The sequence below is a fragment of the Enterococcus canintestini genome (assembly GCF_001885735.1).
GTDB classification, from domain to species: domain Bacteria; phylum Bacillota; class Bacilli; order Lactobacillales; family Enterococcaceae; genus Enterococcus_C; species Enterococcus_C canintestini.
In genome coordinates this window covers 133250-142646 of sequence record NZ_JXKG01000005.1, presented here as the reverse complement: position 1 = coordinate 142646, position 9397 = coordinate 133250, and the positions used below count along the sequence as shown (strand labels likewise).

8 protein-coding genes and 1 CRISPR repeat array are annotated in these 9397 nt (G+C 33.6%); all 8 genes read right to left on the bottom strand.

The window, feature by feature from the left end; all coding sequences use genetic code 11:
• Window positions 1-58: 58 nt before the first annotated feature.
• A CRISPR array of direct repeats spans window positions 59-1076; the repeat unit is 30 nt; unit sequence ATTTACATTCCACTATTTTTAGATTTGTAC.
• A gap of 191 nt (window positions 1077-1267) precedes the next feature.
• Genes cas2 through cas6 form a run of 8 tightly spaced genes read right to left on the bottom strand, consistent with a single transcriptional unit; the run spans window position 1268 to window position 9388 of the window.
• Window positions 1268-1549, bottom strand: a complete 282-nt coding sequence (cas2, locus tag RU96_RS05070; RefSeq protein WP_071864452.1) for a CRISPR-associated endonuclease Cas2 — start codon at window positions 1547-1549, stop codon at window positions 1268-1270.
• Between the two features lie 4 nt (window positions 1550-1553).
• Entirely contained in the window at window positions 1554-2543 is a 990-nt protein-coding gene (gene cas1b, locus RU96_RS05065) for a type I-B CRISPR-associated endonuclease Cas1b (RefSeq protein ID WP_211269896.1), read from the bottom strand.
• 11 nt (window positions 2544-2554) lie between these two features.
• On the bottom strand, window positions 2555-3043 hold the full coding sequence (cas4, locus tag RU96_RS05060; RefSeq protein WP_071864451.1) for a CRISPR-associated protein Cas4: 489 nt from the start codon (window positions 3041-3043) through the stop codon (window positions 2555-2557).
• Between the two features lie 10 nt (window positions 3044-3053).
• Window positions 3054-5324 (bottom strand): CRISPR-associated helicase/endonuclease Cas3, encoded by a 2271-nt coding sequence (locus RU96_RS05055; protein WP_071864450.1) that lies wholly within the window; start codon window positions 5322-5324, stop codon window positions 3054-3056.
• Entirely contained in the window at window positions 5324-6088 is a 765-nt protein-coding gene (gene cas5, locus RU96_RS05050) for a CRISPR-associated protein Cas5 (RefSeq protein ID WP_071864449.1), read from the bottom strand. Before cas5 ends, RU96_RS05055 begins: the two co-directional genes overlap by 1 nt.
• Window positions 6075-6962: a type I-B CRISPR-associated protein Cas7/Cst2/DevR gene (gene cas7i / locus RU96_RS05045; protein ID WP_084035461.1), complete on the bottom strand. Its 888-nt coding sequence runs from the start codon at window positions 6960-6962 to the stop codon at window positions 6075-6077. The genes cas5 and cas7i overlap by 14 nt, the downstream gene beginning before the upstream one ends.
• Entirely contained in the window at window positions 6955-8634 is a 1680-nt protein-coding gene (cas8a1, locus tag RU96_RS05040) for a type I-B CRISPR-associated protein Cas8b1/Cst1 (protein WP_071864447.1), read from the bottom strand. The genes cas7i and cas8a1 overlap by 8 nt, the downstream gene beginning before the upstream one ends.
• Window positions 8627-9388: a CRISPR-associated endoribonuclease Cas6 gene (gene cas6, locus RU96_RS05035; protein WP_071864446.1), complete on the bottom strand. Its 762-nt coding sequence runs from the start codon at window positions 9386-9388 to the stop codon at window positions 8627-8629. The genes cas8a1 and cas6 overlap by 8 nt, the downstream gene beginning before the upstream one ends.
• Window positions 9389-9397 lie beyond the last annotated feature (9 nt).

Here is a 9397-nt window from a genome sequence, read left to right as displayed (position 1 = left end):
CCACTATTTTTAGATTTGTACCCACAAGTCCATTAAACCAATGTAGCCATTAAAAGGCATTTACATTCCACTATTTTTAGATTTGTACCATAATGATAGTTTTCTTAGAAACCAAAGCTGCGATATTTACATTCCACTATTTTTAGATTTGTACATATTGACCGAGATGTCGTTGGAGAGAATGCTTTACATTTACATTCCACTATTTTTAGATTTGTACAAAGTCAGCAGAAACAATCAAGTATTGTTCATCCACATTTACATTCCACTATTTTTAGATTTGTACAGTTAGGTTTGTTATATTATCTTTTGTCACTCCGTTATTTACATTCCACTATTTTTAGATTTGTACGTGGTTACGTTCTCGTTTAAAGTCGATTACTTCCATATTTACATTCCACTATTTTTAGATTTGTACGCTAAGCTGTACATGGAACAACTTATCACGAAAAAATTTACATTCCACTATTTTTAGATTTGTACTTAATAACGTTTGCATTTTACGAACCATGTCTGATTGATTTACATTCCACTATTTTTAGATTTGTACGCGTTGGGTAATGCTTCTCCGTTCTGCCATACCAATTTACATTCCACTATTTTTAGATTTGTACTCTGATTTTACATAAACCACGTATCTATTATTCATTATTTACATTCCACTATTTTTAGATTTGTACGACAATTCCCAATCTTCTGTACCAACACCAGAACCGATTTACATTCCACTATTTTTAGATTTGTACGCGTTGTCTGCAAGTGTTATTTCTTGCATTTTTGTATTTACATTCCACTATTTTTAGATTTGTACTTTTGAAGCGGATAACGTTGTCAAAACTGTTTTGGAAATTTACATTCCACTATTTTTAGATTTGTACAACACAGTTACAACCAAAACATGACATTTTAAAACATTTACATTCCACTATTTTTAGATTTGTACCTTCACCCACTTTCTCGATTAGTAATGCTTTTGTAAATTTACATTCCACTATTTTTAGATTTGTACATTTGCCGTTCCTTCATGTGCCCACAAGCCAAACTCAATTTACATTCCACTATTTTTAGATTTGTACCCCGCAAGCTCAACTGAAGTTATACAAAGGGTAGTAAAGTGGTTATCTGTCTACCCAAGAAAATTTATTAATTTTCTTTTCAAAAATAACAAGAAATAATATTAAGAATCCTCTTTTGAATTGGATTCTCTGCCTGTCGTCATAACTACAGGATTTATCGGTTATTACCCATTGACAGATTGATTAGAAGTTCAAAAAAAATTAGAGAGAATATCTGAATTATCTATACCAATATACTCTTTTGTTAACCATCGTTTATTAGAGTTTTTAAAAATTAGAACAGAATCCAGATCATCTCGTATATATTCCTTTAATTCCTGTTCCAATTTTTTTAGTTTTGCAGGTGTGATTTCTCCTTCAAAAACGGATTTTTGAATATGGGTTAAATACTTTTTACAAATTTTAAAGACTCTATTTAAAACCCGCGCACCGTTCATCTCTAATGAAATATCATATACTAAGATTATATACATAGATTCACCACCAAATTCTAAAAGGTTCATATTCCTTATCGTGCATAAAATGTTTAATTAACTTATAACATTCCAAACGCATTAGTCTGCGATAAGAAACATTTCTTTTGAGCTCTCGATGCCTAATTGTCTTATTTAATCGCTCATCAAACTGACGTAACACTTTTTGCTGGGCATTTTGCTTCAAGTAATTTCCCATCGATCCTTTTTCAAAATCTTTTTCACTGATGATCTTTTTGTTAATTAAAGAAAAAATCAAACGGTCTACAATTAACGGCTTAAAAATTTCAGAAATATCTAAAGCTAGTGAGAACCTTCTCTCTGAATTACTGTGGAGATAACTAATAGTCGGATTTAACTGACTCACGTAAATTTCAGATAAACAAGCACTATAGGTCAACATATTGAGATAAGAAAGTAAAGAATTCACCATATTATCAGGTGGTCTTCGCACTCTGGCTTTGAATTCAATTTGATTGTTCAATATTGTTTCCCAAGCACTATAGTAAATCTGAGGAATGTTTCCTTCTATTCCCATTAACTCATCGATTTCAGTTGTACGATATATCCTTTTTCTCACCGCTTCGATACTCGATATTTGTTCACCTACTTCTTTTCCTCTTCTCCTATAATACTGCAGATTACGCAAATTGTTTGCTGTTGCACCTTCAACAAATTTTTGTGCTAAAGTAATTCGTTTCTCTGCTTCTACAGAATGAGTAACCTGCTCTACAAGTAATTTTCCTGATACATTTTTTTCTCTAGGATAAAAAGTTCCAGTGTAGTAGCCATAATAGTTAAAGAAGTGAACTGGAATTTTCATTTCAGATAAATAGCTCAAACACTTTGTATTTGTCGTTACTTCCCCAAATAAATATAAGTCCCTAGTCATTTCAATCTTTAAATCTTTTTTGCGACCATCTGCCGTTTCCATGCGAACGACATTATCCTTTCGACTTAATGTGCCGCTTGAATATAGGTAATAACTTTCCAATATCTCACCTCCTAAATAAAACAATATTCGTAATAGGCGCATTTTGAACAAATTTTCTTTTTTACAATTTCTGGTGGCTGTGATTGGACTATTATTTCCTGAATATGTTGTAAAATTTTTTCTAATTCCATTATGTCATCTTGTTCTAAAGTTACTTCAATTCTTTCTTTTAATTTTGGATAATCTAAATATCCTTTTTTAACGGGAATGTCCTTTTTTTGCAGATAGTACAAATAATACCGTAATTGCCAAATAGCAGCAGGCTCAATAGCTCGTGACTTTTTGACTTCATGTAAAATTTCCCACTTCTCTAAAAAATCAATATTAATAGTTCCATCTAACATTACTTGCTTACGTTTTCCTTTATAACTGCTCGTATCAAGTAATTTACCTAATTGAACGTTTTCGTTTTCTTCCTCGTATTGCAAGCCTTGTGAAAACAACCATAATTTCCGCGGACATACAAAATAATAATTAATCATATTGCCAGTAATTTTCATCGTCATTCCCCTAAAAAAATCGATCTTCCTCTACACCGTGCAATGTTTCAAATCCATAATCTTTTGCGTATTTTCCATCGACGATATAAAAGCCCTCATATTTACCAATTTCTTTGAATTGAACTTGATTTTGTTGTGCGCACTTAATAAATAACCATTCAGCAATAGAGATTTTATAGTCATCTAATTTTGAGCGGTAAATGCGGCGAATAATGCTAGGATTTTCCTTAAACTGTTGTGAAATTTCTTTTGAAGTTAGGGTTAACACTCTTACGCACTCATTAATTTCTGTCGTAAAATCGTCATAAATTTTTCGTGGAATAATCGCTCGTGATTGGATATTTCGAAAAAGTCGTTTGACTTCTTTTTCACTTTTGTCATCATTTTCAGTTACACTCAGCCACGCTAACATCGTTTTGATTTGATGGTAATAGCTCGTCTCTTTTAATGCCTCTGTAGTATAAGTTGCCGCAATTAAGCTCATCTTTTCATGTTCGTTTAAAATGCCGTCTTCTCTGCTGCGCAAAGCTTTCTTGGATAGTGAAAAGATTTCGTCATGAACAATGGAATATTCACTTTTACTAATGCCGCTGGTGAAATTATCTCCTCCATCAAAAACATATACGTTTGGTTTGTTACGATTTACCAGTGAACGTTTTCGATAGCAACGTCCCATCCGCTGAAAAAGGCCATTCAATTCTGATAACTCTGTGATTAATAAATCAAAATCGATATCCAGTGAAGCCTCCACAACCTGTGTCGCAATCCAAATTCCAGCTTGATTTGATTGCGCAAATTCCATAATCTCCTGTTCTTTTTGTTGCCGATCTTTACGAATAAATTGGCTGTGAATTAATTGAATTTCTACCTTAGGCAAAAGTGTGCTTAATTCTTGATACACTTCCTTAGCTTTTCTGACTGTATTGCAAATAACTAAAAGCTTGCCCTTTTGATACAGTTTTGCAACCATTTCTGCTGATAGATTATCTTTTATCAGCTGCAAATAGTGGCGTTCTAATAAATCTTCATCCAGAAATGGCTGCTCTCTCATTTCCCACTTTAGTCCTTGTGATTGAAATAAATCCAATAAATATGCCGGTAAAGTGGCCGTCATCACTAAAAACTTACCACCAAAATCTTGAATTTCTTTTAATCCTTTTAATAAATAAGCCAATAAATCTGGGGAATACATTTGAATTTCATCAATCACTACTTTTGAATAAGCAAAAGTTGCTAACTTTTTCTCAAATCCTGCATAGTGATAAACAAAATCAAAGGTTTGATCCAAAGTTGTGACCGTTAACGGTAAAGACCAGCTGCGTGTTTCGTTTAAGTAATTCGCTAACTGATCTAATTCAACTACCTCATTCTCACTATCTTCTGCTAATAAAACAGCTAAACTATCAGAATGGAGAATCCCGACTTGTTGTTGATAGTTTGCTTTATCTGCAATACCATCACGAATTCGTGTATAAATAGCATTGATTGCTGCGCGTAAAGGTAAGGTGAAAAATCCTTTGTTATCACCAAGCCATAGTAGCCCCGCTTCTGTTTTACCTAATCCAGTCTGGCCAATCACAATCAAATTATCATTTTGATGTTGTTCAACATACTTTTGCATCTCGTTCCAATCAGCTGTGCCGGTGGGAGATTTTTGTTTCCAGCCATTTAACACCCGACTCATATTATGACTTAAAAAGTTAGCTGGATACTCAACCGGATAATCCCCACTAGCTGCATAATCAATACGATTAAGTAAGCCCTTAAGCATGACATATAATTTAAAATAATCATCTTTACTACTAGGTCGATGTAAAAATCGATAAAAGCGCGCATCAGGGCGTTTGATTTCATTGGGGAAAGGTAAACCTAACTCAGAAAAAGGAAAATGTTTTGCTGGAACCTGTAACTTTGCTATCTCATTATCATATTGGTCTTTAGTAAGCTGAGAAAAGTCACGTTCATGATGCAATGCAATGGCATACGTCATGGCTTTTACGTCAGCAACACCATAAACTTTTTTTAATTCCTTTACCGGTAACAAAGCAATGCTTAGTAATGCATGGGGAATCTCCCCTTCTTTTTTCATCGTACCTTCCCTGATTTTTTGCTGAAATAATTCATTGATTTTCCCTAAATCATGATATTTACAAATAAGACGAAGGAGACTCCAATTTACTGGAATCTCCGGATAATACTTTTTTAAAAGGTCGTAGTTTTTCAACAAATTTTCTGTATGTTGAATAATTGTTTCTCCAGCAGATTTTGCTAAATATTCCATTATTCTTCCTCCAGATTCAAAAACACAATATCGCCTTCTTCGTCAATTGGTACAATCTCTTCTTCAAAAATAATAAAGTCACCAGAATATAAAACTTCTTCTCTTTCAATCCAGTTTCTTTTGTATTTTGGTTTCTTTTCTGTTCCCAGATTATATAATTCATATACTTTAGGCAAAATAAAGCGCGTTCCTGAAAGATCTGTTCCTTCACCTTCGATTGATAATTTTTCGTCGGTCAACCAATTAATGGGGATATAAGCATGCCATTGATCTTTAAAATCTCTTTCATTTGATAATTCTTGTTTTTGAATTTCAACAATCTTCACTTCTTCAAAATTTGCTAAATCTTCTCTCCGGCCCAAAGAGGGAAATTCTGCGGGATATTTGAGAAACTGATAAATCTCTTTCACTTTACTCTGGTCTTTAGGGATAATGTGTATGATTAGATTTACATCCACCAACAATTCGGTATAACCAATTCCTCTACCCACACCAAATTCATTAACTTTTAGTTGATGACGGCCTTTTTCAAATTTCATTCCATTCTTAAATTCGTATCGCGTATATAAATCGTTGGTTTTAGAAAAGTAATCCCCCTGAACACTGATATCCATTGGTTCGTATTGTTGGTAACCACACAAATTGTGGACCATTCCAATTACTGTCGATAACGGTGGTAAAGGATACGTTTCCCGCAGCTGGAAACTAGTTGGGCGACGATAATTGACCATGTCTTGATGGATAATTAATTTAATTCCCTTCATAATAATCCGCTACTTTCTGTTTCAATTCTTCAAAAACTTGCGGGATTTTTTTACCATCTAAAACTTGATTGATTTCAGCAGTATTCTCAAAGGCATCTTTTACTACACCGACTAATGTTTCATTTCGAATTTTATCCGTTAAAACACCTTCAATTTTGTCTACATCAATTTTATTTTGTTTAACATCAACCACATTTTCAAATAAAGGATTTTTGCGTTCATAAACGCCCCCAACCACAAATAAAGGTTGCAAGTTTTCTCTGCGACCACGAATATCGCGATACAAATATTGAATAGTATCCAATAATTTTTGCACGCGCCGACTCCGTTCTTCATTAGGTAGCGTAATTTCGCCATTATGGTCAATGCCAATTTCATCTAAATCTGCTGTGATGGTATAGCGATAAAATGAACGATGAATTTCAGATTGAGCGATAGAGTTCATCGCTTTTTCATTACCATTTTCTCGCAAACGCTTTGCAAGGCCCATGTTAGTTAAAAAATCAGTATCCCCTTTATAAGTCTCTAATGAAATGGCATTTGATAAACGGACTTTAGCTGATCGAGTTAAGGCGTTATCTCCTTTGACTGTTTTCATATATCCAAACAAATCTACTTCCGGATATTTATCAATTGTGGCATGTTGGTCAAATTGGATTACTTGTTTGGCCCCACTACCTTCAGCACTTAAAGAGGCTAATGGCTCTCCTAATTGTTCAACAATATTATAACGAAGCGCCTGCCGGGAAATATAAGTGTACTGCTCACCTTTACCTCGTGTAATTTTTTTCAAAGAGGCGACATTTCCTAAAGACTCACCATAATTGGCACTTTCCGCTAAAAAAATCATTGTTAGTGTTAATCCTTTACTCATTTTCATTTCCTCCTTCTGCATTGTGCGCTTCACCAATCATCCCCGTAACAAAACAATAACCAATTGTTTTGTAATGTTCATCATCAGAAAAAACTTCCGTAAAGTAATGCGGGACTTGCTTATTTAGATACATATAACTATTGAGCAAGATATCCATAAAAGCATTTCTATCATTGACTTTTAAAGCATTCAACAACCGTAATCCAACAGAATCACCTTTACGTTTATTTGCGTATTCTTTTTTGAAAAAATAACCATCCCGTCGTATTCTTTCTAACTCTTGTGGTTCTAGTGGTGTCATCTGAATCAACTCCTTCAAAAAGTTTTGATTAATTTCAATCATTTTCATGATTTGATTACTACTTGTATACACTTGCCCACCGGTGGCTTTTACGCGTAAAACCTGATGAATTAAACGAAATAGATTAGTATTATTCATTAAAGAATCTACTACCTCTGGATATAAATAATGTGACTCACTATTTAACGTAAAGCCGGCATTAAACAGTTGCGGTAATTTTTCTTTGGACATATTGATTGTTCGTAAAATATGTTTGGGCAATAGATTAAAGTAATAGCGCTCATTTTCATAACGAATTACTTGAATATCTTGAATTTCTTTGCGACTTTGACGATTCATTTGATCTTGCAAGGTTCGAATTAGTGCCGCATAAGTATTTTTGGATCGAACATCTGTCTTATTCAACTCCAAAACATTTAGACGAATCCCTTTATTAACATCTATTAAAGATTGGAGGGTATGATTGTCGTTCACAAATAATCCTTGATTATATACATACGTAAAACCTGCAGGAATACAGGTATACATTAACCGACATATTGGACACATATAAAGATCATTGTTAAAATCCCATGCGTTACTCTGCTTACGATTTGCGTCATAGCCGGCTTGATTTATGAAGCTGTACGATATGTCTCCTTTTTTTATTGGCCGATGACAATTTGAACAAGTCAATTTATCTTTTTTATGCTCTTCATTTAAGTAGTTCATCATGAACGAAACAAAATATTGATGATATTTCTCAAAAAAATCCCCTTTACTTTCTTGGCGATTTAAAAAAGAGACATCGCTATAACCTTTATTAATGACGGAATAAATTTGAATTTTAGCAGGTAAATAACGTTGCACATCTGCTCTTTTAAAATAGACGTAAACCTTATCTAATTGTTCATATAACTTTTTAACCCTTTCAACAACTTGTTCTCTATTTTGCTCAAGTTCATTTTTTTTCAACTTATCTAGCTTGATACTTTTTAGCAGTCCCTCAATATCAACAGAAGATTCAATTAGGGGATAAACTGCTTTATAACTGTTACTCGTGCCATATCGCTTCAAGTCGGTTAAGTATTTTTGTAAGCGATCATAATCTTTTCTTGTAAAATGGCTAAAGTTATCTTGTTGTTGTCGTGTCATTTCAGCTTCATAAGCGAGAATTTTTGTAAAAGAGGATAATTTTTCATATTGTTTCGCAAAATAGTTGAAGTATACTTCTTCAAAATTGACAAATTCTGATAAGGGAACCTCAATACTCTGATTTTTAATCGTCACATGGTCTTCCCCTAAAATATTTACTAAGCCACAGATTGCTGCATTCTCCAGCCAAGAATTTAAGCGAAATTCGATGATGTCATTTTCAGCTAATTCACTCATTTTTTTCACCACCTTGTTGTACTTGATTCAAAAATCCGAAGTATAAGCCTGTCTTGCTTCCCAGCCCCACATCGCGGATGATATTCAACAAATATGGTTCTCCCACCAATTTAATCTGACCAATCCCCCCTTGATAATATTTTTCATAGGCTTTTGTTACTGTCTTTTTCATCCTTACAGGCTCGATTGTTAAATTGTCGATATCAAAATTGACACTACGCCCTAATTCTGGTTCGAGACGGTTTTTTAAATTTTGTTTTAAAACAGCAGCATATCTTTCATCTTTAAAATCCAAAAACCAATCTTTTCGCGTTTCTTGGTTGTGATCTCGTGCTAAAATTGGAGAAACAGCTTGAAAAATCACTTCGTTTTCTCTAATTGGTACCTGATAAATGGGTGCAATGGATTTTACTTGAATTTTCAACCCTTCACAAAAAGGTAGCGCTTTCAATTCTTTCAAATAAATAAAGCCATTGTAGACAGCCATGGCTAAATCAGCTTGAGAAGTAGAAAATAAATAAGTTACATTAGGCGATTTTAATAAAATTCGCTCTTTTTCAAAAACCGCAGCTTTAAAAAAAACAGCTTGAGAAAATAATTTTTGTTGATTGGTTTCATATAACTCGTGATAAACTTCCGGGGCTGCTTGCTCAAGACCACGTTTCAATAACGAAAGAAAATAACTATGATACTTTATGGGCATAGTTGAATCTTCCAAAAGCGAAACAAATTCCAAATTAATCTTAAAACGCATCGTTTTCAC